General features: G+C 71.2%; 21 protein-coding genes. 12 read left to right on the top strand and 9 right to left on the bottom strand.

Going from position 1 to position 26,617, the window contains the following annotated elements:
• Positions 1–79 precede the first annotated feature (79 nt).
• On the top strand, positions 80–2,029 hold the full coding sequence (dxs, locus tag KHC27_RS07220; protein ID WP_213336935.1) for a 1-deoxy-D-xylulose-5-phosphate synthase: 1,950 nt from the start codon (positions 80–82) through the stop codon (positions 2,027–2,029).
• A gap of 81 nt (positions 2,030–2,110) precedes the next feature.
• Here dxs and KHC27_RS07215 read toward each other — a convergent pair whose 3' ends face one another.
• Positions 2,111–2,758 carry a hypothetical protein gene (locus KHC27_RS07215; protein ID WP_213336933.1) on the bottom strand — a complete coding sequence of 216 codons (648 nt, stop codon included), beginning with the start codon at positions 2,756–2,758 and terminating at the stop codon, positions 2,111–2,113.
• 107 nt (positions 2,759–2,865) lie between these two features.
• On the opposite strand from KHC27_RS07215, the gene KHC27_RS07210 reads away from it, so the two are divergent.
• The gene (locus tag KHC27_RS07210) at positions 2,866–3,651 is read left to right on the top strand and encodes a TlyA family RNA methyltransferase (RefSeq protein ID WP_213336931.1); all 786 of its coding nucleotides are present in this window, start codon (positions 2,866–2,868) and stop codon (positions 3,649–3,651) included.
• A 6-nt stretch (positions 3,652–3,657) separates the two neighbouring features.
• On the opposite strand, the gene KHC27_RS07205 is transcribed toward KHC27_RS07210, so the two are convergent.
• Positions 3,658–4,194 carry a DUF1097 domain-containing protein gene (locus KHC27_RS07205; protein WP_213336929.1) on the bottom strand — a complete coding sequence of 179 codons (537 nt, stop codon included), beginning with the start codon at positions 4,192–4,194 and terminating at the stop codon, positions 3,658–3,660.
• Positions 4,195–4,386: 192 nt separating this feature from the next.
• Here KHC27_RS07205 and KHC27_RS07200 point away from each other — a divergent pair, with 192 nt between their 5' ends.
• Positions 4,387–5,676, top strand: a complete 1,290-nt coding sequence (locus KHC27_RS07200) for a class I SAM-dependent RNA methyltransferase (RefSeq protein WP_213336927.1) — start codon at positions 4,387–4,389, stop codon at positions 5,674–5,676.
• Positions 5,677–5,709: 33 nt separating this feature from the next.
• Here the strand turns inward: KHC27_RS07200 and KHC27_RS07195 are convergent, their stop codons facing one another.
• The 3 genes from KHC27_RS07195 to aroC all read right to left on the bottom strand — a co-directional run bounded on the left by KHC27_RS07195 (position 5,710) and on the right by aroC (position 9,196).
• A complete protein-coding gene (locus tag KHC27_RS07195) occupies positions 5,710–6,528 on the bottom strand; it encodes a DUF1194 domain-containing protein (protein ID WP_213336925.1) in 819 nt (272 codons plus the stop codon).
• A 139-nt stretch (positions 6,529–6,667) separates the two neighbouring features.
• On the bottom strand, positions 6,668–7,969 hold the full coding sequence (gene ribB, locus KHC27_RS07190) for a 3,4-dihydroxy-2-butanone-4-phosphate synthase (protein WP_213336921.1): 1,302 nt from the start codon (positions 7,967–7,969) through the stop codon (positions 6,668–6,670).
• A gap of 114 nt (positions 7,970–8,083) precedes the next feature.
• Entirely contained in the window at positions 8,084–9,196 is a 1,113-nt protein-coding gene (gene aroC, locus KHC27_RS07185) for a chorismate synthase (protein ID WP_213336917.1), read from the bottom strand.
• Positions 9,197–9,427: 231 nt separating this feature from the next.
• Between aroC and KHC27_RS07180 the strand changes: the two genes are divergently transcribed.
• Positions 9,428–10,741 carry a hemolysin family protein gene (locus KHC27_RS07180; RefSeq protein ID WP_213336914.1) on the top strand — a complete coding sequence of 438 codons (1,314 nt, stop codon included), beginning with the start codon at positions 9,428–9,430 and terminating at the stop codon, positions 10,739–10,741.
• A gap of 6 nt (positions 10,742–10,747) precedes the next feature.
• On the opposite strand, the gene KHC27_RS07175 is transcribed toward KHC27_RS07180, so the two are convergent.
• From KHC27_RS07175 to aptA, 3 genes are all read right to left on the bottom strand, one after another.
• Positions 10,748–10,987 carry a hypothetical protein gene (locus KHC27_RS07175; RefSeq protein WP_213336911.1) on the bottom strand — a complete coding sequence of 80 codons (240 nt, stop codon included), beginning with the start codon at positions 10,985–10,987 and terminating at the stop codon, positions 10,748–10,750.
• A 209-nt stretch (positions 10,988–11,196) separates the two neighbouring features.
• Positions 11,197–13,677 carry an ATP-dependent helicase HrpB gene (gene hrpB, locus KHC27_RS07170; protein ID WP_213336908.1) on the bottom strand — a complete coding sequence of 827 codons (2,481 nt, stop codon included), beginning with the start codon at positions 13,675–13,677 and terminating at the stop codon, positions 11,197–11,199.
• A 270-nt stretch (positions 13,678–13,947) separates the two neighbouring features.
• Entirely contained in the window at positions 13,948–15,297 is a 1,350-nt protein-coding gene (aptA, locus tag KHC27_RS07165) for an omega-aminotransferase AptA (RefSeq protein ID WP_213336905.1), read from the bottom strand.
• A 276-nt stretch (positions 15,298–15,573) separates the two neighbouring features.
• Between aptA and KHC27_RS07160 the strand changes: the two genes are divergently transcribed.
• Positions 15,574–17,655: a tetratricopeptide repeat protein gene (locus KHC27_RS07160; RefSeq protein ID WP_343210855.1), complete on the top strand. Its 2,082-nt coding sequence runs from the start codon at positions 15,574–15,576 to the stop codon at positions 17,653–17,655.
• A gap of 127 nt (positions 17,656–17,782) precedes the next feature.
• On the opposite strand, the gene pip is transcribed toward KHC27_RS07160, so the two are convergent.
• A complete protein-coding gene (pip, locus tag KHC27_RS07155) occupies positions 17,783–18,739 on the bottom strand; it encodes a prolyl aminopeptidase (protein WP_213336902.1) in 957 nt (318 codons plus the stop codon).
• A gap of 264 nt (positions 18,740–19,003) precedes the next feature.
• Between pip and KHC27_RS21605 the strand changes: the two genes are divergently transcribed.
• From KHC27_RS21605 to hisS, 7 genes are all read left to right on the top strand, one after another.
• Positions 19,004–19,648, top strand: a complete 645-nt coding sequence (locus KHC27_RS21605; RefSeq protein ID WP_343210854.1) for a L,D-transpeptidase — start codon at positions 19,004–19,006, stop codon at positions 19,646–19,648.
• A 232-nt stretch (positions 19,649–19,880) separates the two neighbouring features.
• Positions 19,881–20,885, top strand: a complete 1,005-nt coding sequence (locus KHC27_RS07145) for an AAA family ATPase (protein ID WP_213336895.1) — start codon at positions 19,881–19,883, stop codon at positions 20,883–20,885.
• 93 nt (positions 20,886–20,978) lie between these two features.
• Positions 20,979–21,476, top strand: coding sequence for a hypothetical protein (locus tag KHC27_RS07140; RefSeq protein WP_213336890.1), 498 nt, complete (start codon positions 20,979–20,981; stop codon positions 21,474–21,476).
• 368 nt (positions 21,477–21,844) lie between these two features.
• A complete protein-coding gene (locus tag KHC27_RS07135; protein WP_213336887.1) occupies positions 21,845–22,714 on the top strand; it encodes an NAD(P)H-binding protein in 870 nt (289 codons plus the stop codon).
• A gap of 202 nt (positions 22,715–22,916) precedes the next feature.
• Entirely contained in the window at positions 22,917–24,032 is a 1,116-nt protein-coding gene (locus KHC27_RS07130; RefSeq protein ID WP_213336884.1) for a TIGR03364 family FAD-dependent oxidoreductase, read from the top strand.
• A 31-nt stretch (positions 24,033–24,063) separates the two neighbouring features.
• A complete protein-coding gene (gene phnX / locus KHC27_RS07125) occupies positions 24,064–24,864 on the top strand; it encodes a phosphonoacetaldehyde hydrolase (protein WP_213336881.1) in 801 nt (266 codons plus the stop codon).
• Positions 24,865–24,961: 97 nt separating this feature from the next.
• Entirely contained in the window at positions 24,962–26,425 is a 1,464-nt protein-coding gene (hisS, locus tag KHC27_RS07120; RefSeq protein WP_213336879.1) for a histidine--tRNA ligase, read from the top strand.
• Positions 26,426–26,617 lie beyond the last annotated feature (192 nt).

Raw genomic sequence — 26,617 nt, 5'->3', positions numbered from 1 at the left:
CGGACGACGGCCTTCGCGCGCTGCGGGGCAGGTCACCCCAGCCTTGTCCGCACCCGCTCGCGCGGCCCGCGTATCGGAGATGTCCTTGACCCGACCGTCGACGCCGCTTCTCGACCTGGTGAGCGAACCCGCGGACCTTCGCCGTTTCCCAGAGGATCAGCTTGCCCAGCTTGCGGCGGAGCTTCGCGCCGAGACGATCGACGCCGTTTCGGTGACCGGCGGCCATCTCGGTGCCGGTCTCGGCGTGGTCGAGCTGACGGTGGCGCTGCACTACATCTTCAATACCCCGGACGACCGCCTCATCTGGGATGTCGGGCACCAGTGCTACCCCCACAAGATCCTCACCGGGCGGCGCGAGCGCATCCGCACCCTGCGCCAGGGCGGCGGCCTCTCCGGCTTCACCAACCGCGCCGAGAGCGTGTACGACCCGTTCGGCGCCGGGCATTCCTCCACCTCGATCTCCGCCGGCCTCGGCATGGCGGTGGCGAGCGAGCTGCAGGACACCCGGCGCAACGTCGTCTGCGTCATCGGCGACGGCGCGATGTCGGCGGGCATGGCCTATGAGGCCATGAACAATGCCGGGGCCATGGACAGCCGGCTGATCGTCATCCTGAACGACAACGACATGTCGATCGCCCCGCCGGTGGGGGCGATGTCGGCCTATCTCGCCCGCCTCATCTCCGGCCGCACCTACCGTTCGCTGCGCGAGACCGCCAAGCAGCTCGCCGGCAACCTGCCGAAGTTCCTCGGCCGCCAGGCGGCGCGGGCGGAGGAATATGCCCGCGGTTTCCTCTCCGGCGGCACGCTGTTCGAGGAACTGGGCTTCTACTATGTCGGCCCGATCGACGGGCACAATCTCGACCATCTGCTGCCGGTGCTGCGCAACATCCGGGACGCCGAGAACGGCCCGGTGCTGGTGCATGTCGTCACCCAGAAGGGAAAGGGCTATCCGCCCGCCGAGGCCTCGGCCGACAAGTATCACGGCGTCCAGCGCTTCGACGTCGCCACCGGGGCGCAGAAGAAGGTGGCGTCCAACGCCCCGACCTATACCCGCGTCTTCGCCGACAGCCTGATCGACGCGGCCCGGCGCGACCCAAAGATCGTCGCCATCAACGCCGCCATGCCGGCCGGCACCGGTCTCGATCTTTTCGCCGAGCAGTTTCCCGAGCGGGCCTTCGACGTCGGCATTGCCGAGCAGCACGCGGTGACCTTCGCCGCCGGCCTCGCGACCGAAGGCTACAAGCCGTTCTGCGCGATCTACTCGACCTTCCTGCAGCGGGCCTATGACCAGATCGTCCACGACGTGGTCATCCAGAAGCTGCCGGTGCGCTTCGCCATCGACCGTGCCGGCCTGGTCGGGGCGGACGGCGCGACCCATGTCGGCGCCTTCGACGTGCCGATGCTGGCCTGCCTGCCGGACATGGTGGTGATGGCCGCTGCCGACGAGGCGGAGCTGGTGCACATGGTGGCGACCGCCGCCGCCTATGATGCCGGGCCGATCGCCTTCCGCTATCCCCGCGGCGAGGGCGTCGGGATTGAACGCCCGGCCGAGGGCGTGCCGCTGGAGATCGGGCGCGGCCGGGTGCTGCGCGAGGGCAGCACGGTGGCGTTGCTCTCGCTCGGCACGCGGCTGTCGGCCTGCCTCGCCGCGGCCGACCAGCTCGCCGGCTTCGGCCTGTCCACCACGGTGGCCGACGCCCGCTTCGCCAAGCCGCTCGACCGCCGGCTCATCCTCGATCTCGCCCGCAACCACGAGGTCTTCGTGACGGTGGAGGAGGGCGCGGTCGGCGGCTTCGGCAGCCATGTGCTGACGCTGCTGGCGCAATCCGGCGCGCTGGACCGCGGGCTGAAGGTGCGCACGCTGCAACTGCCGGACACCTTCATCGACCATGATTCGCCGGCGGCGCAGATGGCGCGCGCCGGGCTCGACAGCAACGGCATCGTCGCCAGCGTGCTTGCCTCGCTCGGGCGGGAGCAGGATGCCGTGGGCGTCGCTGCTGCCCCCCTCGCCGCGCTGCTGCGCGGCTGAAGAAACGACGTCGCCGCGCATCTGCGCGGCGGGTTGGGAGCCTCGCCGCCGCTGTGTCGCGTGACGGCGCGGGCCCGTCACTCAGCTCTTGGCGGGCAGGGCTCTCGTCGTCCGGCAGGCATCGGTGAAGCTGTCGACCGCGCGGCCCGCGGTGCCGAGCGGCAGGGTGGCGCTGGCGCCCGGGGCGGTGAGGTGAAGCTGCTCGCCCTCCTGGAAGAGCTGCACCAGCTTCGGTTCCAGCCGGGCCTGGGCTTCAACGGCGCGGCGGCCGGCCTCGACCGAGGGGAAGACGCTCGCCGCGAACTCCACCTTGGTGCGGCCTGCCGCCACCACCAGCCGCACCGCGTCGCCGACCTGCGCCTTGGGCGGCGAGAGCTCGGCGACGAGCTGGAACAGGCCCGGCCCCGGCCGGCAGGTGGCGACCAGGGTGGCGGCGGGCGCGCCGGGCATGCGGAACTGCAGGACCACGGCCTCGTCATCGCGGCTGAAGGTCCAGACCCCGGCCGGTTTGGCCGGCACCTTGGCGGCGGCCTTGGCCTTGTTCTTCGCCGCCTTGCCCCCGCTCTTCGCCGTGGACGTGCCGGCGGCGCTCTGGGTGTCGGCCGCCTGCGCGGCGTGCAGGTCCGCCCCGCCAAACGGCCCTGTCGGCTGGCAGAAGCCGGCCAGCAGGGCAGCGACGGCGGCGAGGGCGCGAAGCGCCGGGTGGACAGGCAGGCGGAGGAGCGGCATCTGTTTCCTGGCGGCTGCCGGAGCGCGGGTCCGGCTCGGCTGAACGGCATGGGCGGCTTTCGGCTCCATGAGTAGACCAGGGCGTATGAACGGGTAATTGATCGATCGTGAGCCAATCCGATTCCTTTTCCGGCGCGTCTTCCGGGCGACAGCGGGCGGATCGTCTGCTGGTGGCGCGGGGCCTGTTCGACAGCCGAGCCCGCGCCCAGGCCGCCATTGCCGCGGGCCTCGTGGTCGCCGCCGGCCGCCGGGTCGCCAAGCCCTCCGAGATGATCGATGCCGATGCGGCGATCGAGGCGCGCGAGGCCTATGAATGGGTGTCGCGCGGCGGGCTGAAGCTGGAGGCGGCGCTGGACGCCGCCGGCCTGTCGGTGGCGGGGCTGACGGCGCTCGACGTCGGCGCCTCGACGGGGGGCTTCACCGAGGTGCTGCTGGCGCGCGGGGCGCGGCGGGTCTACGCGGTCGATGTGGGGCGCGACCAGCTCCACCCGCGTCTGCGGGAGCGGCCCGAGGTCGTCTCGCTGGAAGCGACCGACATCCGCACTTTGGCCGACGGCGTGATCGCGGCGCCGGTGGACCTCGTCACCATCGATGTCAGCTTCATCGGTCTGGCCCAGGTGCTGCCCGCCGCGCTGCGCCATGCCGGGCCGGCGGCGCATCTGGTGGCGCTGGTGAAGCCGCAGTTCGAGGTCGGGCGCGACAAGCTGTCGAAGGGCGGCATCGTCCGCGATCCGGCGGCCCGCGCCGACGCCGTGGCCGGCGTGGTCGCCACGCTGGAGCGGCTGGGGTGGCGGGTGCTCACCCGTCTCGCCTCGCCGATCGCCGGGGGCGACGGCAATGAGGAAAGTCTCGTGGTGGCGGCGCCGGCCGGGGAGGACCCGCCCGGCGCCTGAGCGCCCTCAGGCCGGGCGGCGGGCGGGGCCGGTGCCGAGCAGCGCCACCGCGACCTTTTCCGAGACATAGCCAAGGATCGCGCCCACCACCATTGAGGCGGCGATGGAGACGACCGGGTTGGCAAGGCCGGGGCTGGTGAGGTTGGCGAGGCCATCCGCCGCCATCAGGGCTTGCGCGGCGGTGGCGGCGAAGCCATAGACCATGGCGGGGATGGCCCCGAGCGCCGGCACATTGGCGAGCAGGATCATCACCAGCACGCCGACGCCGACGCAGAGGCCCGCCCAGACCGGCAGGCCGAGGCTGGCGCCGAGCCCGCCGCGGCTGACCGCGATGAGCGTGAGGCCGGCCATGATCGCGCCGGCGATGGTGGCGGGAATGGTGGCCTTCAGGCCGGCTTCCTTGCCGCCGCAATGAAAGAAGCAGGCCCAGGCGATGAACGCCGCCCAGATCTGCAGGGCGCCCGCGAGCGGGCCGAGGAACGCCCAGGTGGCGATGCCGCCGAGGACGCCGATGCTGATGGCCAAGGCCGAGATGAGTGACATGTCTTCCCCCTATGTGGCTGACTTCTTATTATGTGCGGATGCTTTGTCTGTGCTGCTTTGCAATATTCGCGGCATGCAGCGAACGAATACTACATGAGTCCCGCCATATATTCGAATCTATCTGTCTATCTGCCAAAATGACGCACGTCGAAAACTTGTGTAATACGTAATTTTTTATCGAGTGTATCGCCCATGACCGCCGCCCCCGCCCGCGCCGCCCTCACCATCGACCATCTCGGCCAGCGCGGGGATGGCGTCGCGCTGACGCCGGCCGGCCCGGTCTATGTGCCGCTGGCGCTGCCCGGCGAGCGGGTCGAGGCCGAGCTGGAGGGCGACCGCGGCCGGCTGCTGGCGGTGATCGAGCCGAGCCCGGGGCGGCGGGAGCCGTTCTGCCCTCATGTCGGGCCCTGCGGCGGCTGCGCGCTGCAGCACTGGGACGGCGTGCCCTATGCCGCGTGGAAGCGGGGGCTGGCGGTCGAGGCGCTGGCGCGCGCGGGCCTCGATGCCCCGGTGGGCGAACTGCGCGACGCCCATGGCGCCGGCCGCCGCCGCGCCACCTTCCATGCCCGCGCCGGCGGCGGCAGCGTCCGTGCCGGGCTGGATGTGCTGGCGGTCGGTTTTGCCGGCCGGCGCAGCCACGCCGTGGTGCCGATCGACGCCTGCCCCATCCTCGATCCCGCGCTGGACGGGGCGCTGGCCGCCGCCTGGGCGGTGGCCGAGGCGCTGGTGCCGCTGAAGAAGCCGCTCGACATCCAGGTCACCGCCACCGAGACCGGGCTCGATATGGATGTGCGCGGCTCCGGGCCGCTGAAGCCGGCGGTGATGGCGCGCCTCGGCGAACTCGCCGGCCGGCATCGGCTCGCCCGCCTCACCCGTCATGGCGAGCTGGTCATCCAGCGCGAGCCTCCGGTGGTGACGATGGGCCGCGCCCGGGTCGCGCTGCCGCCGGGCTCGTTCCTGCAGGCCACCCGGGCCGGCGAGGCCGTGCTGGCGGAGCGGGTGCAGGCCGCGCTGGCCGAACGGCTCGGCAAAGGGCGGCCCGGCAAGGGCGGCCACGTGGCGGATCTGTTCAGCGGGGTGGGGACTTTCGCGCTGCGTCTGGCCGAGACCCACCGCGTCACCGCGGTGGAAGGCAGCGAGCCGGCGGTGGAGGCGCTGCTGCGGGCGACCCGCTCCGCCGCCGGGCTGAAGCCGGTGGTGGCCGAGGCCCGCGACCTGTTCCGCCGGCCGCTGCTGCCGCTGGAGCTGAAGGCGTTCGACGCGGTGGTGTTCGATCCGCCGCGGCAGGGCGCCGAGGCGCAGGCCCGGGAGCTCGCCCGCAGCGCGGTGCCGGTGGTGGTGGGCGTGTCCTGCGATCCCGGCAGCTTCGCCCGCGACGCCGCCCTGCTGGTGGAAGGCGGCTACCGGCTGATCGAGGTCACCCCGGTGGACCAGTTCCGCTACACCGCCCATGTGGAGCTGGTGGGCGTGTTCGTGCGGTGAGCCGTTGGGGCGGCCGGGCCGCCGCGCGCCGGATCAGTTGCCCCAGCGCTCCAGCCACATCCGCTCGCCGATGGTGCAGGAAATGCGCGGCGCGGTCGCGGCGGCGTAGCGGACGGTGGTCTCGGGCGGCGGCTTCACCCCGGCCACCTCCAGCACCAGCTTGGTCTTGATGGCGTCGGCGAATTCGTGGCGGGCGTGGATGGGAATGACGAAGGCGCCCGGCCCGCCGATGACGCAGTCCTCGTAATAGACGTCGAGCTGTTCGATATCGAGCTGCGAGCCCGAGGCCGCCTTCAGCAGCAGCGGCAGACCGTTGATGGTGATGCCGCGCGCGGTCACCGCGTCGCGGGTGGGCTCCACCAGCGGGCCCTGGTTGTTGGTGCCGTCGCCGGAAATGTCGATCACCCGGCGCAGGCCGCGCAGGCCGTTATTCTCGAACAGCGCGGCGCCGAACGTCATCGCCCCGGAGATCGAGGTGCGGTAGACCCGGCGCAGCGGCGCCGCGCCGATGGCGTCGGCGAAGCGCCGGGCGCTCTCCCGGTCTTCCACCACGGTCCAGTCGACCACCAGCTTCTGCTCGCCCGCCCCGGCCCATTCGACATAGGCCAGTGCCACGCGGCCATTGGGGCCGAGCCGCAGCGCGTTGAGGAATTCCGGCGAGACCACCGCCTGCATGTAGCCCTCGCGCTGCAGCGCGAGCTCGTCGAGGTCCATGGAGTAGGAGACGTCGACCGCCAGCACCAGCTCGACATCGACCGTCTCGTCGGCGGCGCGGGCGGCCGGCGGTGCCGCCAGCCCCGCCGTCAGGAGGGCGGCCAGAAAAGCCGTGAGCCACGCGCCGATACGCACCATCGCGACCTCCGCCAGGGATCGTGCTCGCAGGGCGGGCCCCGAGGCGGCCGGAACGCGACGTCCTGTCGCTCCGGCTGGTCGAGACCGCACCCCTTCAGCGTGACACGCGGGCGGCGGGGGCCGAAATCACAAATGAGGGTCAGACGTCGAGATGCTCGGTGTCGGCGATCTCGATGCCGAAGCCGGCAAGGCCGACATAGGTGCGGGTGCGCGAGGCGATGAGGCGGATGGAGGAAATGCCGAGATCGCGCAGGATCTGGGCGCCAAGGCCGACTTCGCGCCAGTTGGCGTCGCGCAGGCTCTGCGAATCCGCGCTGTCGGCGCCGACATTGGTGGTCGGCACGCCGGCCGTGCCGTCGCGCAGATAGACCAGCACGCCGCGGCCTTCCGCCTTGATCCGCTCCAGCGAGGCGCGGATCGCCCGGCCGCCGGTGAAGACGTCGCCGATCGGGTCGGCCCGGTGCAGCCGCACCAGCACGTCGCGCCCGTCGCCGATCTTGCCGTGCACGAGGGCGAGGTGGTTCACCGGCTCGAACGGGGTGACATAGGAGATCGCCGCCATGTCGCCGACCGCGGTCGGGCAGTCGAACTCGGCGGTGCGGGTGACGAGCTTCTCGCGCGCCTGCCGATAGGCGATGAGATCGGCCACGGAGACCCGCAGCAGCCCATGCTCGGCGGCGAACGCGGCGATCTTCGGCCCGCGCATCACGCTGCCGTCGTCATTGACCATTTCGCAGATCACGCCGACCGGCTCGAGATCGGCCAGCTTGCACAGGTCGACCGCCGCCTCGGTATGGCCCGAGCGCATGAGCACGCCGCCCTCGCGGGCGATCAGCGGGAAGATGTGGCCGGGGCGGACGAAATCGGCGGCGCCGGCATTGGGATTGGCGAGGCCGCGCACGGTGGCGGTGCGGTCTTCGGCGGAGATGCCGGTGGTGGTGCCGTGGCGGTAGTCGACCGAGATGGTGAAGGCGGTGGCGTGGGGGGCGTCGTTGTCGGTCACCATCGGGTTCAGCCGCAGCCGGCGGGCGTGCTCGGCGGTGAGCGGCGTGCACACGATGCCGGAGGTGTGGCGGACGATGAAGGCCATCTTCTCCGGGGTCGCGAACTGGGCGGCGACGATGAGGTCGCCCTCGTTCTCACGGTCGTCGTCGTCGGTCACCACGAGCATCTCGCCGCGGGCGAAGGCTTCGATGGCGGCTTCCATCCGGCTGCGAAGATTGTCGGTCATGCCCGTCACTCTCTGGATGTCGAGACCGAGGAAATCGTTGGGCGTCACCGCCCCGCCGGTGGCGGCGCAGATACGCTCCGCCGCCTGCCGCGAGATCCAGGCCTGCTCGTCGTTGCAAAGAGCGGTAACGCTCGCCGGCGACAGCCCGGCGGCGCGGGCGAAGCCGCTGCGCGAGGTTTTCGTCGTCCTGAGCCAGTCCGCCAGTTTCATGAGGGCAGCCTAGCCCAGCTCATCTTCGCCGGCAATGAAGATGCGCGATGAATTTCAGTGATACTGAAATCGGCTTTGTCGATGCAGCCCCGCCCCGGGATTCGCCCGCCCTGCTCAGCGCGGCAACGGCCAGGGCGTGCCGGTGCCCACCTGCCCGCGATGGCGCAGCAGGTGGTCGGCCAGCACACAGGCGACCATCGCCTCGCCCACCGGCACCGCCCGGATGCCGACGCACGGGTCGTGGCGGCCCTTGGTGAGGATGTCGGCGTTCTCGCCATGCCGCGTCACGGTCTGGCGCGGGGTGAGGATGGAGGAGGTCGGCTTCACCGCGAAGCGCGCCACCACCGGCTGGCCGGTGGAGATGCCGCCGAGAATGCCGCCGGCGTGGTTGGCGAGGAAGATCGGCGTGCCGTCATTGCCCATCCGCATCTCGTCGGCATTGGCCTCGCCGGTCAGCCGGCCGGCGGCGAAGCCCTCGCCGATCTCGACTCCCTTCACCGCGTTGATGCTCATCAGCGCCGCCGCCAGATCAGCGTCGAGCTTGCCGTAGAGCGGCGCGCCGAGCCCCGCCGGCACGCCCTCCGCCACCACCTCCAGCACCGCGCCGACCGAGGAGCCGGCCTTGCGGATGCCGTCGAGATAGGCCTCCATCCGGCCCGCCGCCTCGGCGTCCGGGCAGAAGAAGGGGTTGCGGCCGATCTCGTCCCAGTCCCAGCGGCGCCGGTCGATCTTGATCTCGCCCATCGCCACCAGCGCGCCGCGGATGGTGACGCCCGGCAGCACCTTCGCCGCGATGGCGCCGGCGGCGACCCGCACCGCGGTCTCCCGCGCCGAGGAGCGCCCGCCGCCGCGATGGTCGCGGATGCCGTACTTCACGTCATAGGCATAGTCGGCATGGCCGGGGCGGTAGCTCGCCGCGATCTCCGAATAGTCCTTGGAGCGCTGGTCGACATTCTCGATGAGGAAGGCGATCGGCGTGCCGGTGGAGATGAGCCCGCCATCCCCGTCCGGCAGGGTGCCGGAGAGAATCTTCACCTCGTCCGGCTCGCGGCGCTGGGTGGTGAAGCGCGACTGGCCGGGCCGGCGGCGGTCGAGCGCGGCCTGCACCTCGTCCAGCCGGAAGCGCAGATTGGGCGGGCAGCCGTCGATCACCCCGCCGATCGCCGGACCGTGGCTCTCACCGAAGGTGGTGACACGGAAGAGATGGCCGAAGGTGTTGAACGACATCGCCAGGCACCGGGTTGAGGAGGCGTGCGGCTTCTAGGCCGCTTGGGCAGGCACGTCAAACCGCCGGCGGCGGCTGGCCGGCAGGCCGGCCGTGCCGCCGCCGGGGGAGGGTCCGGGCGCCTCCGGCCAACCCGGCGGCCACCGGCAGACGGGTCTTTTCCACCCCGCCACCTCGCAACAGCCCCGATCCGTGCTAGACAGGGACCCTTCCAGTTCACCATCACATGTTAGATGCCCTTATTTGAAATCGCCGTCGTTGTCCTGCTCGTGCTGATCAACGGCGTGCTCGCCATGGCCGAGCTGTCGGTCGTGTCGTCCCGCCCGGCCCGTCTGCGCAGCCGGGCCGAGCAGGGCTCCGCCGGAGCCCGGGCCGCGCTGAGCCTTGCCGCCGACCCCGGCCGCTTCCTCTCCACCGTGCAGATCGGCATCACCCTGATCGGCATTCTGGCCGGTGCCTTCTCGGGCGCGACGCTGGGCGAGATGCTCGGCGGCTGGCTGAAGGAGCAGGGCGTTTCCCACGGCCTTGCCGACGGCCTCGGCTATGGCCTGGTGGTCGGCGCCATCACCTATGTCTCGCTCATCATCGGCGAGCTGATCCCCAAGCGGCTGGCGCTGCAGAGCCCGGAAAAGCTCGCCAGCCTCGTCGCCCCGGCCATGGTGGTGCTCTCCAGGGTGGCGGCGCCGGCGGTGTGGATGCTCGACCTCTCCTCCCGGCTGGTGCTGCGCCTGCTGGGCGAGAACTCGGGCGGCTCGGAGAACAACGTCACCGACGAGGAAATCCGCGCCATCGTCGCCGAGGCGGAGACCGCCGGCGTCATCTATCCCGACGAGCGGCGCATGATCGCGGGCGTGATGCGCCTCGCCGACCGCCCGGTGCGGGCGGTGATGACCCCGCGCACCGATGTCGACTGGATCGACCTGACCGACGATCCCGACGCGGTGCGCCGGACGATCCGCGAGACCCGCCACACCCGCATGCCCGCCTGCGAGGGCACGCCGGAGGAATCAATCGGCGTCATCGACATCCGCGACCTGCTGGAGGCCTATCTCGACGGCGCCACGCCGGACCCGCGCCAGTTCGTGAAGCCGGCCGCCGTGCTGGTGGAGACGGCGGGCGCGCTCGACGCGATGAAGCTGCTGCGCCAGACCCAGGCGCCGATGGCGCTGGTGGTCGACGAATACGGCTCGATGGTCGGCATCCTCACCCCGGCCGACCTGCTCGGCGCCATCGCCGGAACGGTGATGCTCGACGACGAGGGCCAGGCCAGCCCGCACATCCACGAGCGCGCGGACGGCTCCTATCTCGTCGCCGGCTCGACGCCGGTGGACGAACTGGGCGACCTGCTGGCGATCCAGATCCCGCACGATGCCGGCTTCCACACCGCCGCGGGCTTCGCGCTGAACGAGCTGAAGGCGCTGCCGCAGGAGGGCGTCGTGTTCGAGGCGAATGGCTGGAAGTTCGAGGTGGTGGACATGGACGGCCGGCGCATCGACAAGCTGCTGGTCTCCCGCGCCGTCACCCCGCGGCGGCGCGCGCCGCTCTGATCACCCTCAGTTGGCCGGGCGCGACAGCCCGGAGCCGGCGGCGGCCGGCGCGGCCGCGCCGGTCATGCCCACAGGGGCGCTCGCGGCCGGCAGGCCGTGGGCCGGTGCGCTGTAGCGGGCGCCGAGGCTCGCGACCACGGTGACGATGGCGACGGCGAGGGCGGCGGCAATGAGGCCGTATTCCAGCCCGGTGCCGGTCGGGCGCCGGCCCACGACGTCCCGGCGTCGCTGAGCATACTGTCCCATCGTGATATCTCTGCTTGCGCTCATCTGTTCCAGCATCTGTCTTGCGGCAGATTTATTGTGGCTGGACCCTAGTGCCGCACTCCCTGCCCACGGGTTAACAGGTCGAACCCGCTGATGCCGTGGTTAATGCTTTGCCATCGTCCTGCGCCGCGCGGCGCAGGGGGGCTCGGCCGCCTTCACCGGCGGCGGCCGCGGGCGGGCGTCGTCCGTCAGGTGCCGCGCGGCTTCGCCCGGGTGGTGGGGGCGGCGGCGGCCGGGTCTTCCGGCCAGGGATGGCGGGGGTAGCGCCCGCGCATCTCGGCGCGCACCTCGCGCCACGAGCCGCGCCAGAAGGCCGGGAGGTCGCGGGTGAGCTGGATCGGCCGGTGCGCCGGGGAGAGCAGCGCCAGCGTCAGCGCCACCCGGCCGCCGGCAATGGCGGGGTGGGTGGCGAGGCCGAACAGCTCCTGCACCCGCACCGCGAGCGTCGGCCCGCCCTCGGCGGCGTAGTCGATCGGCAGGCGCGAGCCGGTCGGCGCCTCGTAATGGGTCGGCGCCTCCTCCTCCATCCGGCGGGCGAGGTCCCAGGGCAGCAGCCCGGCGAGGGCGCGGCCGAGCCGCTCGGCGTCGATCGCCTCCAGGCTGGTGAGCCCCTCGATCGCCGGGGCCAGCCAGTCCTCCACGGTCTCGGCGAGCCCGGCGTCGGAGAGGTCCGGCCAGAGATCGGGCGCGGCGGCACGGAGGAACCGCACCCGGTCGAGCCATTGCCGCTGGGCGTTGGACCAGCCGAGCCGGGCAATGCCGCGCTGCGCCGCCCCGCGCGCCAGCGCCGCCGCCGTGGCCGGGCCGGGCTCGACCCGGGCGGTGCGCTCCTCCAGCACCAGCGCGCCCAGCCGGCGCACGAAGCGCGCCCGCACCGCGCCGGCCGCCGGGTCGTAGGCGGTCTCCACCCCCTCGGTGAGGGCGTCGGCGAACTCTGCCGTGAGCTCGTCCTCGGCGAAATCCGCCGCCAGCAGGATGCGGGCTTCATCGGCGGTGCCCGCCAGTTCCGCCACGGCGAGGAAACGGGCGCGGGCGAGCCCGAGCGCCGGGTCGATGGCGGCGCCGCGCCCGTTCGCCAGCACGAAGCGGCGGCCGTCGCCGCGGGCGCGGGCGATGCGGTCGGGAAAGGCCAGCGCCAGCAGCCCGGCGGGCGAGGGCGGCTCGGCCCCGCGCGGGGCCGGCCCCGCCGCCCGCTCGGCCGATTCGCGCCAGCGCGCGGCCTGCCGGCGGGCCTCCTCGGCGCGGCGCGAGCGGTCGCGGCGGAAGCCGTCGAGCCGATGGGCGAGGTCGACGTCCTCCCCGCCCAGCCCGCGCTCCGACACCAGCGCGGCGATGGCGGCGGCCTCTTCCCCGGCGCCGCGGCGGGCGCCCTCGATGAGCATGCGGGCCAGCCGGGGTTCCAGCGGCAACCGGGCCATGGCGCGGCCGAGATCGGTCAGCCGGCCCTCGCGGTCCAGCGCGCCGAGGCCGGCGAGCAGCGCGCGCGCCTCCTTCACCGCCGGCGCCGGCGGCGGATCGAGAAAGGCGAGGCCGGCGGGGTCGCCAAGGCCCCAGGCGGCGAGGTCGAGCACGAGGCGGGAGAGGTCGGCGGCGAGGATTTCCGGCGTCGCATAGGCCGGCAGGCTCGCGGTCTCCGCCTCGCTCCACAGCCGGTAGCACAGTCCCGGCTCGGTGCGCCCGGCGCGGCCGCGGCGCTGGTCGGCCGCCGCGCGCGAGGCCCGCACCGTCTCCAGCCGGGTGAGCCCCACCCCCGGCTCGAAGCGCGGCACCCGGGCGAGGCCGCTGTCCACCACGATGCGCACGCCCTCGATGGTGAGGCTGGTCTCGGCGATCGAGGTGGCGAGCACCACCTTGCGCCGGCCCGGCGGGGCGGGGGCGATGGCGCGTTCCTGCTCGCGCCCTTCCAGCGCGCCGTAGAGCGGGGCGATGTCGACCGCGGGGTCGCGCAGCGCCTCCGCCAGCAGCCGCTCGGTGCGGCGGATTTCCGCCGCGCCGGGCAGGAAGGCGAGCACCGAGCCGCGCTCGGCGGCGAGCGCCCGCAGCACCGCCTCCGCCACCTGCCGCTCCACCGGGGCGCGGGGATCGCGGCCGAGATAGACCGTCTCCACCGGAAAGGCCCGCCCCGCGCTCTCGATCACCGGCGCCTCGCCCAGCAGCCGGGCGACGCGGGCGCCGTCCAGCGTCGCCGACATGGCGAGCAGGCGCAGGTCCTCGCGCAGCCCACCCTGGGCGTCGAGCGCCAGGGCGAGGCCGAGATCGGCGTCGAGACTGCGCTCGTGGAACTCGTCGAACAGCACCGCCCCGACGCCGCTCAGTTCGGGGTCGTCGAGGATCATGCGGGTGAAGATGCCTTCGGTGACCACCTCGATGCGGGTGCGGCGGCCGATCTTCGAGCCGAACCGCACGCGATACCCCACGGTTTCGCCCACCGGCTCGCCCAGCGTCGCCGCCATCCGCTCCGCCGCGGCGCGGGCGGCGAGGCGGCGCGGCTCCAGCACCAGAAGGCGGCGGCCGGCCATCCACGGCGCGTCGAGCAGGGCGAGCGGCACCCGTGTGGTCTTGCCGGCGCCGGGCGGGGCCACCAGCACCGCGTTCGGCCGCGCCGCAAGGCTCGCCTGCAGGGCGGGCAGGGCCTCGTCGATGGGAAGGGGGGAGGAGAAGCCGGTCATCGCGCGAGCACATAGCACAGCCGTGGCCGGCCGGCGCCCCGCCGGGCAGCCAGGCACCGCGGCGGCCATCAGGGGGCCGCGGGCCGTAATGGGCGGCCGTCGTGGAGGCGGGGCGGTGCCTCCGGGAAAACGCGCCCGGCGCCGGCGCGGGAGGGATAGCCGCCTGAACGAACATCCCGGCGCGGGTGGCCCGGCCGGGATGGCATTGTGTCAGGACATGGAGGGCGTGGGGTCACCGCCGGCCCGGCCCGGCCCGCCGGGGCCGGCGCCTCACATCACCGCGTCGATGGTCTTGCCGACCTTCTCCACCAGCTCGCCGACCTGCGATTCGCTGATGATGAGCGGGGGGCTCACCGCGATGGTGTCGCCGGTCACGCGGAACATCAGGCCCTGGTCGTGGAAGGCGCTCTCCATCGCCTCATAGGCGCGCTTGCCGATGCCTTCCGGCTTGGAGGCCATGTCGAAGGCGGCGACGAGGCCGACGGTGCGGATGTCGAGAATGCCGGGCTTGCCCTTCAGCGTCATCACCGCGTCGGCGAAGGTCGGCTCCAGCGCGCGGGCGCGCTCGAACAGGCCCTCGTCGCGGTAGAGGTCCAGCGTCGCGATGGAGGCGGCGCAGGCCAGCGGGTGGCCGGAATAGGTGTAGCCGTGGAACAGCTCGATCACATGGTCGGGGCCGTTCATGAAGGTGTCGTAGATGTGCTTGCGCACGATCACGCCGCCCATCGGCACCGCGCCGGAGGTCACGCCCTTGGCGAAGGTGATCATGTCCGGCACCACGCCGTAGCGCTCGGCGGCGAAGGGGAAGCCGAGACGGCCGAAGCCGGTGATGACCTCGTCGAAGATCAGCAGGATGCCGTACTTGTCGCAGATCTCGCGCAGCCGCTTCAGATAGCCCTTCGGCGCCGGCAGGCCGCCGGTGGAGCCGGCCATCGGCTCGACGATGACGGCGGCGATGGTCTGGGCGTCGTGCAGCGCGACGATGCCCTCCAGCGCCTCGGCGCGCTCGGCGCCCCATTCCGGCTCGCCCTTGGAGAAGGCCTGCTTCTCCCGGTCATAGGTGTGGGGCAGGTGGTCGGCGCCGGCCAGCAGGCTGCCGAAGAAGCGGCGGTTCGGCGAGATGCCGCCCACCGTGATGCCGCCGAAGCCGACGCCGTGATAGCCGCGCTCGCGGCCGATCAGCCGGGTGCGGGTGCCCTTGCCGGTGACGGCATGGAAGGCGAGGGCGATCTTCAGCGCGGTGTCGCCGGCTTCCGAGCCGGAGTTGCAGAAGAACACGTGGTCGAGGTCGCCCGGGGCCAGCTCGGCGATGCGCGAGGCGGCGCGGAAGGCGAGCGGGTGGCCGAACTGGAAGGTCGGGGCGAAATCCATCTCCGCCGCCTGCTTCTGGATGGCGGCGACGATGGGATCGCGGTTGTGGCCGGCGTTCGAGCACCACAGGCCGGCCGAACCGTCGAGAATCGCGCGGCCCTCGGGCGTGTAGTAGTGCATGTCCTTGGCCCGCGACACCATGCGGGGGCGGCGCTTGAACGCCCGATTCGCGGTGAAGCCCATCCAGAAGGCTTCGAGGTCGTTCGGGGCGGCGTCCGCGACGGTGTCGATGTCGTAAGCGAGGGACATGAAGGTCTCCGGGGGTCGGGTGGCGGGCAGGCTCCAAGCCCGCGGGGATCATGTACAATAGGGTACCAACAGAGGGCACACGAGAAAAAGTGATGATGTGATCACTTTCGCTTCTAGGCGTGTGTTTTTCCCGTGCGGAAACCCCGAGATTGGAGGCCGAAGCCGTTGGCGTGCCATCAAGTCGCCCCAACCATGCTACATTCACCTAAGGTCATGGTTTATGGTGCCGCTATGCCGCTTCGGCGGCGGCCTTAGGGATGCAGTCAGGAAACGTGCGTGGCCGACGCTGATGCAGTCGAACAGCGGTTGATGGCGGACGCCACCGGGAGCGATCCCGGGCGGGTCGCCCCCACGCTCGCGCCGCAGGCGGTGCGGGACGCGCTGGCCCGCGTGCTGGAGGCGGATGAGCTGCGCTCCTCGCCGCAGCTCTCCAACATCCTGCGCTTCGTGGTCGAGGCGACGCTGGAGGGCCGGCAGGACGCCATCAAGGGCTACACCATCGCGGTCGAGGCGCTGGGGCGCGACGCTTCCTTCGACCCGCAGACCGACCCCATCGTGCGGGTGGAGGCCACCCGGCTGCGCCGCGCTCTGGAGCGCTATTACGCCGGCACCGGCGCCACCGACGACATCGTGCTGGTCATTCCGCGCGGCAGCTACGTTCCCCAGTTCGTGGAGCGCCGGTCCGAGGCCGCCCCGCTGGCCCCGGGCGAGGGCCCGGGCGCCCCGCCGCCCGCGCCGGCGGGCCTTCCGGCCGGGCTGGCGGTGCCCGGGCTGGCGTCGCCGGACGGCGCCGCGGCGGGCGGCGGCAGCGCCGGCCCGGCCAGCCCGGCCGGGCTCGGGCTTTCCGCCATGGGGCTCCCCGGTACCGGCCCGGGTGACACCGAGACGGGAGACCTCCTCGCGGCGGCGCCGGCCGACCGGGCCTCGCGGCGCTGGATGCTCGGCCTCGTGGCGGTGCTGGTGCTCGTCGTCGCGCTGGGCGGGCTGCTGCAGATGGTGGATCCCTCCGGCTGGCAGGCGCTGCTGGCGGGCGCCCCGCGGCTGCAGGAGCGCACCAACCGGCTCGGCATTCCGATGATCGAGGTGCGGCCCTTCGAGACCGCCGGCACCTTCGCCTCCATGGGCGCGGCCCCCGTCGTCACCACCGCCACCGCCGCGCCGGCGGCCGGCGAGTTCGATCCCCGGGCGATCGAGATGCGGGTGCGCGACGCACTGGCGCGGTTCGACCTGCTCGACGTGCTGGCGACGCCGGAGGTGCGGCCCTCGGCGGATTGCAGCGGCGGCGGCCGGCTGTCCGCCGCCTTCTCGCTCGGCGGCATGGTGGAGAATCACGAGGACGGCAGCGTCGCCGTGCTGCTGCGGCTCGCCGATGTGTGCGACGGCACCATCGTCTGGTCGCGCGAGTTCGAGAGCCTGCGGCGCGGCAACGACCCGACCCTGACCGAGGTGGCGCTGGTGCGCGACATCATGGCGGCGGTGGCGGAGCCCTATGGCATCATCCAGGCCCGCGCCCGCGCCCGCATCGCCGCGGCCGGCGCGCCGCTGGAGCAGGCCGGGCCCTATGGCTGCGTGCTGATGGCCTATGGCTACTGGCGCTCCTATCTGCCGGCCGAACACCGCCGGGCGCGCGAGTGCCTGGAGGCGGCGGTGGCCGGCGACACCGGCTTTGCGGTGGGCAATGCGCTGCTCGCCGAGCTCTATCTCGACGAGATGCGCAACGGCGTGAATCCCCGCACCGACGCCCCCGCGCTCAACCGCGCGCTCGCCGCCGCCGAGCAGGCGGTGGAGCTGGCGCCGACCAGCGCCTATGCCCGGCGCGTGCTGATGGACGTGCATTTCTTCCGCGGCGAGCGCGGGCCGGCGATCGCCGCCGGCGAGGCGGCGCTGGAGCTGAACCCCTATGACGTCGACATCATGGCCGATGTCGGCGGCCGCCTGATCGCCTATGGCGAGCAGGAGCGCGGCGAGGCGATGCTGGCCTCGGTGCGGATGATCGCGCCGGGCATGCCGCCCTCGGTGGACTACAACCGGGTGATCGCGGCCTATCTGCGCGGCGACATCGCCGCCGCCACCGCCGCGGCGGACCATCTGATGGGCGAGGGCTACGCGCCCGGCCTGCTGGCCCGCGCGCTCGCCAGCCACCTCGCCGGCGACGACGAGGGCGCGGCGGGCGACCTGCACAAGCTGGTGGCGCTGGCCCCGGCCTGGGCCAACGAGACCGAGCTGATGGTGGCGCGCTTCTTCCCCGATCCCGCCATCGCCCGCCGGGTGCGGGCCGACCTCGCCGCCGCGGGCCTGCCCCAGCGCAAGGCCGAGGCCTCGGCCGCCCTGCCGCCGGCCGCCCACGCCACGCCCTGAAGCCATTCGCCTTCGCCGCGCTCACGGCGCCGCCGCGCCCGGCCGCACGGCCGGGGCGCGCGCCGAGCTTCGGTTCCCTCGCGGCGGCCGCGCGGCCCATGGCGAGGGCCGGCTGCCTGCCGCGCCGCTACCCCCCGGCGAAACGGTCGGTCGCGCGGACCAGCGCGTCGCGGATGCCCGGCTCGCTGAAGGCGTGGCCCGCCCCCTCGATCAGCTCGAAGCTGGCGTCCGGCCAGGCCTTGTGCAGTTCCCAGGCGTAGCGCGCCGGGCACGGCATGTCGTAGCGGCCATGGACGATGGCGCCGGGAATGCCGGCGAGCCGGCTGGCCTTGTCGAGGAGCTGGCGCTCCTCCAGCCAGCAGCCATGGGTGAAATAGTGGTTCTCGATCCGCGCGAAGGCGAGCGCGTAATGCGCGTCGGAATGGTGGGCGGTGAAGCCGGCGTCGGGCAGCAGGGTGATGGTCTCGCCCTCCCACAGCGTCCAGGCGAGCGCGGCCTCCAGCTTCGCCGCCTCGTCCTCGCCGACCAGCCGGCGGCGATAGGCGGCGATGAGGTCGCCGCGTTCGGCCTCCGGGATGGGGGCGAGGAAACGCTCCCACTTGTCGGGAAACATCTCGGAGACGCCGAAGCGGTAGTACCAGTCGAGTTCGGCGCGGGTGACGGTGTAGACCCCGCGCACCACCAGCTCGCTGACCCGCTCGGGGTGGGTCTCGCTGTAGGCCAGCGCCAGCGTCGAGCCCCAGGAGCCGCCGAACACCAGCCATTTCTCGACGCCGGCCAGCTCCCGCAGCCGCTCGATATCGGCCACGAGGTGCCAGGTGGTGTTGGCGGTGAGGTCGGCATAGGGTTTCGAGCGGCCGCAGCCGCGCTGGTCGAACAGCAGCACGTCGTAGCGCGCGGGGTCGAACAGCGAGCGGTGCACCGGCGAGCAGCCGGCGCCGGGGCCGCCATGCAGGAACACCGCCGGCTTGGCGCCCGGCGTGCCGCAGCGCTCGTAATAGACGGAATGGCCGTCGCCGACCTCCAGCCAGCCGGACTCATAGGGCTCGATCGGGGGGTAGAGGGAGCGCAGCTCGCGGGTCATGGGCCTGTTCGCGGAAGAGGGGCGGAAAGGGCGCGAGCAGAGCACCGCGGCGGGGCAAAGGCAACGGCCGGGGCGGCCCCGCCGGTGGGCCCGGGGGTTGGAGAGGGACCGGGCGGAGGCCGCAGCGGTGGGGGAGTAGTCCGGCTGTTGCGCCGCCGCATCAGGTGGGGCGCCGCGTCCCGCGATCACGGAAACGTTGGGCCGTGGCGGCGAATCCTCTCGCTATCACCGCGCCTTGGCGCATTCGCGGATTTGGAGGTTCATGTGATCGGACGGCGCAGCCTGGTGCTCGGAACGCCCTTCCTGCTGGCGGGGTGCGTGACCTCCCGCCCGCCGGACACGGCGGGGCCGAGCCTGCTCAACCCCTATTCCGTCATGTATGGCGCGATCACCACCGAGCCCTTCCCGGTGCCGGCCATCGACCTCAGCGAGGTCGACCCGCGCTTCCTGCGGCGCGAGGTGGACTATCCCACCCGCGAGCCCGCCGGCACCGTCGTGGTCGATGTCCGCGAGCGCTACGCCTATCTCGTCGGCGAGCACGGCCGGGCCATCCGCTACGGCGTCGGCGTCGGGCGGGAGGAGGCGTTCAACTTCAAGGGCACCGCCACCATCGCCCGCAAGGCGGCGTGGCCGCGCTGGACCCCGACGCCGGACATGATCCGCCGCGAGCCGGAGCGCTACGGCCCCTATGCCGGCGGCATGCCCGGCGGCCCCGCCAACCCGCTCGGCGCCCGCGCGCTCTACCTCTACCGCGACGGCCGCGACACCTATTACCGCCTGCACGGCACCACCGAGCCGCAGACCATCGGCACCATGGTCTCCTCCGGCTGCGTGCGCTTCATGAACCAGGACATCATCGACCTGTACGGCCGGGTGCCGGTGGGGAGCCGGGTGGTGGTGCTGAGTTGAGGGGGGTAGGGGCTGGCGGCTGGGATGTGTTACGCGCAGACTTGCCGCGTTAGGTTGCCGTACGAACAGCCGTTTTGGAGTCACGATTGATGGCGGATTGTAGCCCGAAGGGACTCCATCACACCGGCACGGGCGTTCGCCGCGAAAATTACACGTTAAGGCTGCGGGGACAACCTAGTCAACAACTGTAATTTTGGCTCTATTCCTCGGATTGATTCCTGGGGGCTTCGCCGTGCGTTTGCTCAACATCCATATCACCCAGTTCCGCCGGTTCGCCGATTTAACCATTCTGGATATTCCACCAACCGCGAAGCTGGTGGTGCTCGCCGGCCCGAATGGATCAGGCAAGTCGTCGCTCTTCGACGCTCTGCTTCTACGTTACCGCTTGGATACGCGATACGGCTGGAGCGGCGATACTAAATATTACAATCGGCCGGAGGATACTATCCGCAATATTAATGACAGGATTTCCGTCACAACCGACGCCAACAAAAGATTCGCCCCAGGAAACGTCTACATTCGAACAGCATACAGGAACGACCATGAATTTACTACCCATGCCCTCACTCGGCAAGGAGCCATTCTCGAGCGCCTGAGTCTAAGCCGGCTTATTGAGCCCGATGCCACGGTCAGCACCAACTACCAGCGCCTCGCCTCCCAAGCAATGGAGGACGTATTCGTCAACGAGTCGGCAAAGACGACTATAGGTGACTTTCGCGAAAAGCTGATCGGCGAAGTTAGGTCGCCCCTCAAACGGTTGTTTCCCGATTTATCCTTCGTCGGCATCGGCAATCCTCTCGACCAAGGCTCCTTTCATTTCGACAAGGGCGCCTCAAAGGGTTTCGACTATAAAAACCTCTCCAGTGGTGAGAAGGCTTCCTTCGACCTAATCCTCGATTTAGTGGTCAAGAAGAGGAGTTACCCGAATGCGATATACTGTATAGATGAGCCGGAAGCCCACATGAATGCTCGGCTCCAAGGCGCACTGCTTGGCGAAATCGTCGGGTTACTTCCTAGCGAATCTCAGCTCTGGATCGCGTCACACTCGATCGGGATGATGCGGAAGGCGCGCGAGATGTACGATGTCGACCCAGCGTCGGTGTCCTTCATAAATTTCAGTGGCCACGACTTCGATCAGGTGGTCACGCTCACCCCCAGCAAGCCTACTAGGGCCTTCTGGGAGGGGGTGATGCACGTCGCGCTCGACGATCTCACTGCGTTGGTGGCGCCAAAGTAAGTAGTAATATGTGAAGGCAATCCGACAGGCTCGGTAGCAGGAAAGAACACCGAGAGCGATGCTCGTATCTACGAAACGATCTTTGGCAACGAGATGGCCGACACCACCTTCATTTCTGCCGGAAATTCGAAGGAAGTGCAGAACGATTTCATAGGATTGGCGACCGTGCTTCCGAAGCTGGCCTCCGGAATGAAAATCATTCGCTTAATTGACCGGGACGACCATAGCCAAAGTGAAGTCGTCGCTTTTAAGAGCAATGGCATTAATGTTCTGAGCCTCCGGCATATAGAGGCATACCTCTACGATGACGAGGTGTTGACAGCTCTGTGCAACTCTGTAGAGAAGTCCGAGAAGACAGCGGACGTGCTCGCAGCCAAGGCTGCTGCTATCACCAACGTGGTGAACCAGGGCTATCCCGCGGACGATATTAAGAAGACCTCAGGCACCATCTATGTCAGTGCCAAGAGAATTCTATCGCTCACGCAGGTGGGCAACGACGCTGGCGCGTTTGCACGTAATACGCTAGCGAAGCTGATCAAGCCCGATATGGCTATCTATAAAAAGCTGCACATGGATGTGTTTGGCGTCTGACAAGACCTGAGTCTTCTTTCTTCCCGCTCCTGGACAGTCAGGCCGTTCGAAGTTTGCCCCAAAGTTTTTTCAGCGTTCGATGGGCATCATCACCCAATATCCGCTTCTCGCACCTAGCTGACGTGACCAACTCGCTACCGGACTGTCCCCTTCCCATCCCGAAACAAACGTCTGCCCCCAGCGCGGCGAGCTTCCGCTCGTGGCACAGGTGGCTCTCAGGCTGTCCGTCGGTTCCTAATGCGCAGCCAGAATCCCTCCCCCCAGTTCCCTACACGTAACCATCCGATAAAATCCTGCCTCCTTCCGGGTCTCCGCGGCGGTCTCTATTCTAGACCAACACCGATTTTGAGACCCTGAAGGAGCCCACCATGACCGCCCAACCCCGTCTCTTCGTCACCGGCGCCAACGGCCAGCTTGGCCGGCTGGTGCTGGCCGCGCTGGCCGCGAAGGTCGATCCCTCCCGCATCGTCGCCGGCGTGCGCGATGTCGCGGCGGCGGCCGATCTCGCCGCGCTCGGCGTCGAGCTGCGCGTGGCCGATTATGAGAAGCCGGCGACGCTGGAGGCCGCCTTCGCCGGTATCGACCGGCTGCTGCTGATCTCCTCCAGCGCGGTCGGCGCCCGCGCGCCGCAGCACGCCAATGTCACCGCCGCGGCCAAGGCGGCGGGGGTCGGGCTGGTGGCCTATACCAGCCTGCTCGGCGGCCCCGCCTCGCCGCTGCCGCTGAAGGCCGAGCATGTCGAGACCGAGGCGATGCTCGCCGCCTCCGGCCTGCCGCATGTGCTGCTGCGCAACGGCTGGTACCTCGAAAACTACAACGGCTTCATCCCCTCCGCGCTGGAGCATGGCGCGGTGGCCGGCGCGGCCGGGGAGGGCCGCATCGCCGCCGCCGCCCGCGCCGACTATGCCGAGGCTGCCGCCGTGGTGCTGGCGGGCGAGGGCCACGCCGGCAAGGTCTATGAGCTGGCGGGCGACGAGGCCTTCACGATGGCCGGCTGGGCCGCCGCGCTCTCCGCCGCCGCCGGCAAGAGCGTGGTGTACCGCGACCTGCTGGAAGCCGAATACCGCGCCTTCCTCGTCAGCGTCGGCCTGCCGGAAGGCCTCGCCGACCTGCTGGCGACGTCCGACGCCGGCGCCGCCAGGGGCGGGCTGTTCGACGACAGCCACACGCTGAGCCGCCTGATCGGCCGCTCCACAACCCCGCTCGCCGCCGTGCTGGCCGCCGCGCTGAAGGGGTGAGGCGCCGCCGGGCCGTTCCCGTTCCCCCGGAACCGCCCGGTCATGGGTCGGCCCCGCCGGGACGGGACGGCCGCCGGCGTGACGGATCGTCCCGCCGGTGCGGCAAAGGTCGTGCTGGCCCCGCGCGGCCGAAGCGGCTATGAGCGGGGCCACCATCCCCCGCCGGCCGCTGCCCGCGCCGGCCCCCGCCGCGGAGCCCGCCATGACCGAGCAGTACGATCTCGCCATCGTCGGCGCGGGCGTCGTCGGGCTCGGCCATGCCCTTGCCGCCCGGCGGCGCGGGCTGAAGACCATCGTCATCGACCGCGACGCCCGCGCCAACGGCGCCTCCGTGCGCAATTTCGGCTTCGTCACCGTCACCGGCCAGCAGCGCGGCGAATGCTGGCGCCGGGCGATGCGCTCGCGCGACATCTGGGCCGAGATCGCGCCGCAGGCCGGCATCGAGGTGGTGCATCGCGGCCTTCTGGTCGCGGTGCGCCGGCCCGAGGCGGTGCCGGTGCTCGAGGCCTTCATGGCCACCGAGATGGGCGAGGGCTGCGCCCTTCTCACCCCGGACGAGGCCCGCGCCCGGCTGCCGGCGCTGACCGGGGCGCTGTCCGGCGCGCTGTGGAGCCCGCACGACCTCCGGGTGGAATCGCGCGAGGCCATCCCGAAGCTCGCCGCCTGGCTGGCGGGGCAGGGCATCGCCTTCCGCCGCCTCACCGCCGTCACCGGGGTGGAGCCGGGCCGGGTCGACACCTCGGCCGGCCCGATCCACGCCGCGCGCATCGTGGTGGCGCCGGGCGACGACTACCACACCCTGCTCGAAGACCGCTTCGCCCTCTACGGCCTCACCCGCTGCAAGCTGCACATGCTGCGGGTGGCCGACCCCGCGCTGGGCCGGCTGCCCGGCTCGGTGATGACCGATCTCTCGCTCGGCCGCTATCTCGGCTATGCCGAGCTGCCGGAGGCGGCGGCGCTGAAGGCGCGGCTGGCGGCGGAGCAGGCCGAGCACCTCGCCCATGGCGTCCACCTCATCGTGGTGCAGTCGGCCGACGGCTCGCTGGTGGTGGGCGACAGCCACCATTACGACGCGACGCCCGACCCCTTCGCCCCCGAGGCGGTGGACGAGCTGATCCTCGACGAATACCGCGCCCTGTTCGGCGGCGCCCCCCGGGTGGTGGAGCGCTGGATCGGCACCTATGCCTCCGCGCCCGACCGGCTCGCCTTCATCGACCGGCCCGACCCCGCCATCCGCCTCGTGGTGGTGACCAGCGGCACCGGCGCCTCCACCGGCTTCGCCATCGCCGAGGAGGCGGTTGCCGAGCTGTTCGACTGAGCTGACTGCCACCCGCGAGAGGGGACCCCGCATGGCCTTGAAGGCGCTGATTCTGGACTGGGCCGGCACGGCCGTCGATTTCGGCTCGCGCGCGCCGATGGGCGCCTTCGTCGAGGCCTTCGCCCGGGTGGGGGTGACGATCTCCATCGCCGAGGCGCGCGGGCCGATGGGCCTGCCCAAGCGCGACCATGTCAGCGCGCTGCTCTACAGCCCGGCCATCGCCGCGCGCTGGCAGGCCGCCAACGGCGCCGCGCCGACCGAGGCCGATGTCGACCGGGTGCTCGCCATCTTCGAGCCGCTGAACGTCGAGGTCATCGAGCACCACGCCGACCTCATTCCCGGCCTGCTCGACGTGGTGGCCTTCGCCCGCGGCCAGGGCCTGAAGATCGGCTCCACCACCGGCTATACCCGGCCGATCATGGAGCGGCTGATGCCGCTGGCGGCGGCGGCGGGCTATGCCCCGGACAATGTGGTGTGCGCCGGCGACCTCGCCGCCGGCCGGCCCTCGCCGCTGATGATGTACCGCACCTTCGCCGATCTCGGGGTGTGGCCGCCCGCCGCCTGCGTGAAGATCGACGACACCGAGCCCGGCATCGCCGAGGGCCTCGCCGCCGGCACCTGGACGGTGGGGCTCGCGCTCTCCGGCAATGCGGCCGGGCTCTCCAAGGCGGAACTTGACCGCCTCGCCGCGGACGAGCGCGCCGCGCTGCGCACCGCCGCCACCGACCGGCTCGCCCGGGCCGGGGCGCATTTCGTGATCGACACCATCGCCGATCTCAGGCCGGTGCTGGAGGCCATCGAAGCCCGCCTGCAGGCGGGGCTTCGACCCTAGGGCTTTCGGCCCGCCTGCAGGCGGGCCGTGCCCATTGCCGTTGCGGCCCGCCTCCTCTAAACCGCGCCGGACACGCTTTCGAGGAACGGCGCCGACCATGGCCAAGGAAAAATCCAGCAAGCTCAAGGCCCGCCTGCCGCGCGGCCTTGCCGACCGCGGCGCCGGCGACCTCGCCGCCACCCGCGAGATGCTCGAGACCATCCGGCAGGTCTATGAGCGCTACGGCTTCGAGGCGCTGGAGACCCCGTTCATCGAATACACCGACGCGCTCGGCAAGTTCCTGCCGGACCAGGACCGGCCGAACGAGGGGGTGTTCTCGTTCCAGGACGACGACGAGCAGTGGCTCTCGCTGCGCTACGACCTCACCGCGCCGCTGGCCCGCCATGTGGCGGAGCATTTCGACGCGCTGCCCAAGCCCTTCCGCAGCTACCGCGCGGGCTGGGTGTTCCGCAACGAGAAGCCCGGCCCCGGCCGCTTCCGCCAGTTCATGCAGTTCGACGCCGACACGGTGGGCGCCCCCACGGTGGCCGCCGACGCCGAGATCTGCATGATGATGGCCGACACGCTGGACGCGCTCGGCCTTGCCGGCAAGTACGTCATCAAGGTCAACAACCGCAAGGTTCTGGACGGCGTGCTGGAGGCGATCGGCCTCGGCGGCGAGGCGAATGCCGGCCGCCGGCTCACCGTGCTGCGGGCGATCGACAAGTTCGACAAGGTGGGCGCCGCGGGCGTGCGCGACCTGCTCGGCCCCGGCCGCTGGGAGAACCCGGAGGCCAAGAGCGGCGACTTCACCAAGGGCGCCGGGCTGGATGAGGCGCAGAGCGATGTGGTGCTCTCGATGCTGCGTCCCGGCGGCGCGACCGGCATCGACAACGCGGCCTTTGCCGCGGGTGCCGGCGAACTCGCCGAGATCGGCGCGCTGGTGGAAGCCGCCGGCTATGGCGAACGGGTGAAGATCGACCCCTCGGTCGTGCGCGGGCTCGAATACTACACCGGCCCGGTGTTCGAGGCCGAACTGACCTTCGAGGTGACCGACGAGAAGGGCCGCCCGGTGCGGTTCGGCTCGGTGGGCGGCGGCGGGCGCTATGACGGGCTGGTGGGCCGCTTCCGCTCGGAGCCGGTGCCGGCCACCGGCTTCTCCATCGGCGTCTCCCGCCTCGCCTCGGCGCTGGGCTATCTCAGGGACGGGGCGGCGACGAGCTTCGGCCCGGTCGTGGTGCTGGTGATGGACCGCGACCGCGTTGCCGACTACATGAAAATGACAAGCCGGCTACGCAGCGCCGGCATCCGGGCCGAGATGTATCTGGGCAACCCCAAGAACATCGGCAACCAGATGAAATACGCCGACAGGCGCAACAGCCCCTGCGTCGTCATCCAGGGCTCGAACGAGCGCGAGGCCGGCGAGGTCCAGATCAAGGACCTGATCGAGGGCGCCCGCGCCGCCGAGGCCATCACCGACAATGCCGCATGGCGCGAGGCCCGCCCGGCGCAGTTCTCCTGCCCCGAGACGGAGCTGGTCGACAAGGTGCGCGAGGTCCTCGCCCGCCACGGCATCGGCTGAACCGGCGCGGGCGACCCGCCGGGCGTCGCTCGTGCGCGCCCGGCCCTTGACCGTCCGCATCGCTACGGGACGGCGTGAGCGCCAGCTCCCGGCCCGGCGGCGGCCGCCTGCGCCATGACGCCGGACAAGCGTCATGCCAGAAAATAATCCTAGACAAAAATCCTATCATCTGGAATTCTTGGCTCATCCGTC

Origin of the sequence: Ancylobacter lacus, assembly GCF_018390635.1 — a bacterium.
In the GTDB taxonomy this organism is placed as follows: domain Bacteria; phylum Pseudomonadota; class Alphaproteobacteria; order Rhizobiales; family Xanthobacteraceae; genus Ancylobacter; species Ancylobacter lacus.
Note: the sequence above shows the minus strand (reverse complement) of the source record. Positions and strands in the feature narration are given on the sequence as shown.

Coding starts and splice junctions, on each gene's coding strand:
- dxs (WP_213336935.1), top strand. CDS start 80: ATGTCCTTGACCCGACCGTCGACGCCGCTTCTCGACCTGGTGAGCGAA.
- KHC27_RS07215 (WP_213336933.1), bottom strand. CDS start 2,758: ATGCCGCTCCTCCGCCTGCCTGTCCACCCGGCGCTTCGCGCCCTCGCC.
- KHC27_RS07205 (WP_213336929.1), bottom strand. CDS start 4,194: ATGTCACTCATCTCGGCCTTGGCCATCAGCATCGGCGTCCTCGGCGGC.
- KHC27_RS07200 (WP_213336927.1), top strand. CDS start 4,387: ATGACCGCCGCCCCCGCCCGCGCCGCCCTCACCATCGACCATCTCGGC.
- KHC27_RS07195 (WP_213336925.1), bottom strand. CDS start 6,528: ATGGTGCGTATCGGCGCGTGGCTCACGGCTTTTCTGGCCGCCCTCCTG.
- ribB (WP_213336921.1), bottom strand. CDS start 7,969: ATGAAACTGGCGGACTGGCTCAGGACGACGAAAACCTCGCGCAGCGGC.
- aroC (WP_213336917.1), bottom strand. CDS start 9,196: ATGTCGTTCAACACCTTCGGCCATCTCTTCCGTGTCACCACCTTCGGT.
- KHC27_RS07180 (WP_213336914.1), top strand. CDS start 9,428: ATGCCCTTATTTGAAATCGCCGTCGTTGTCCTGCTCGTGCTGATCAAC.
- KHC27_RS07175 (WP_213336911.1), bottom strand. CDS start 10,987: ATGGGACAGTATGCTCAGCGACGCCGGGACGTCGTGGGCCGGCGCCCG.
- hrpB (WP_213336908.1), bottom strand. CDS start 13,677: ATGACCGGCTTCTCCTCCCCCCTTCCCATCGACGAGGCCCTGCCCGCC.
- aptA (WP_213336905.1), bottom strand. CDS start 15,297: ATGTCCCTCGCTTACGACATCGACACCGTCGCGGACGCCGCCCCGAAC.
- pip (WP_213336902.1), bottom strand. CDS start 18,739: ATGACCCGCGAGCTGCGCTCCCTCTACCCCCCGATCGAGCCCTATGAG.
- KHC27_RS07140 (WP_213336890.1), top strand. CDS start 20,979: ATGGCCGACACCACCTTCATTTCTGCCGGAAATTCGAAGGAAGTGCAG.
- KHC27_RS07135 (WP_213336887.1), top strand. CDS start 21,845: ATGACCGCCCAACCCCGTCTCTTCGTCACCGGCGCCAACGGCCAGCTT.
- KHC27_RS07130 (WP_213336884.1), top strand. CDS start 22,917: ATGACCGAGCAGTACGATCTCGCCATCGTCGGCGCGGGCGTCGTCGGG.
- phnX (WP_213336881.1), top strand. CDS start 24,064: ATGGCCTTGAAGGCGCTGATTCTGGACTGGGCCGGCACGGCCGTCGAT.
- hisS (WP_213336879.1), top strand. CDS start 24,962: ATGGCCAAGGAAAAATCCAGCAAGCTCAAGGCCCGCCTGCCGCGCGGC.